The sequence below is a fragment of the Paraburkholderia sp. RL17-383-BIF-A genome (genome assembly GCF_046028015.1).
In the GTDB taxonomy this organism is placed as follows: domain Bacteria; phylum Pseudomonadota; class Gammaproteobacteria; order Burkholderiales; family Burkholderiaceae; genus Paraburkholderia.
The window spans coordinates 1-834 of record NZ_JARESR010000079.1 but is presented as its reverse complement, the minus strand read 5'-3'; the positions used below and the strand labels follow the sequence as shown (position 1 = coordinate 834).

The following is an 834-nucleotide window of genomic DNA, read 5'->3' as shown; positions in this document are numbered from 1 at the left end:
CTCAGTCACATCCACGGTCAGCGGTGCGCCTTTTTCCTTCCAGTCCGGAATCAGCTCGGTCATGGCGCGCGGATCCATGACCGCGCCCGAGAGAATATGCGCCCCGATCTCCGAGCCTTTTTCCAGTACGCACACGCCAATCTCGACGCCTTGTTCCGCCGCCAGCTGCTTCAGGCGAATCGCGGCGGACAGGCCAGCCGGGCCGCCGCCGACGATCACGACGTCGTATTCCATCGACTCGCGCGGGCCGTACTGCTCAATGAGACTTGCGGGGGGCATTGTTTTGCCGGTGCCCATCAGAACTGATCTTCCGACAGCGCCAGCACACTCTCGCCACCCTTCGCGCTGACAATCGACGCCTCCAGTGCCGACGCGAGCGTCAGCACATGCTCAGCGTAGAACTGCGCGGTCGCGATCTTCGCACCGTAAAACGAAGGATCTTCGTCGCGCTTCCCGGCCGCCACGAGCAACGCACGCGCCATCTGCCAACCGCCAAGCACGATGCCCGCGAGCTTCAGATACGGCACGCTGCCCGCGAACACCGCATTCGGATCGCTCTTCGCATTGGTGACAACAAAATCCACCACCGTGCTCAACGAGCGATGCCCCTGCGCAAGATAGTTCTTCATCGATTCGAAAGCCGGACCCTGCTGCGCACCGAGCGCTTCGACCGTTTCAGCCACGCCGGCGAGCAGCGACTTCGCCACCTTGCCGCCGTCGCGCACGGTCTTGCGGCCGATCAGATCGTTCGCCTGAATCGCGGTTGTGCCTTCGTAGATCGGCAGAATCCGTGCGTCGCGGTAATACTGCGCGGCGCCGGTTTCCTCGATGAAG

General features: G+C 62.9%; 2 protein-coding genes. Both read right to left on the bottom strand.

What is annotated here, in order from left to right; all coding sequences use genetic code 11:
• Positions 1-297: NAD(P)/FAD-dependent oxidoreductase (locus P0D71_RS36000; RefSeq protein WP_408483885.1), on the bottom strand; the 297-nt coding region annotated here is incomplete at its 3' end.
• Positions 297-834: acyl-CoA dehydrogenase C-terminal domain-containing protein (locus P0D71_RS35995; protein ID WP_408483884.1), on the bottom strand; the 538-nt coding region annotated here is incomplete at its 5' end. The genes P0D71_RS35995 and P0D71_RS36000, both read right to left, overlap by 1 nt.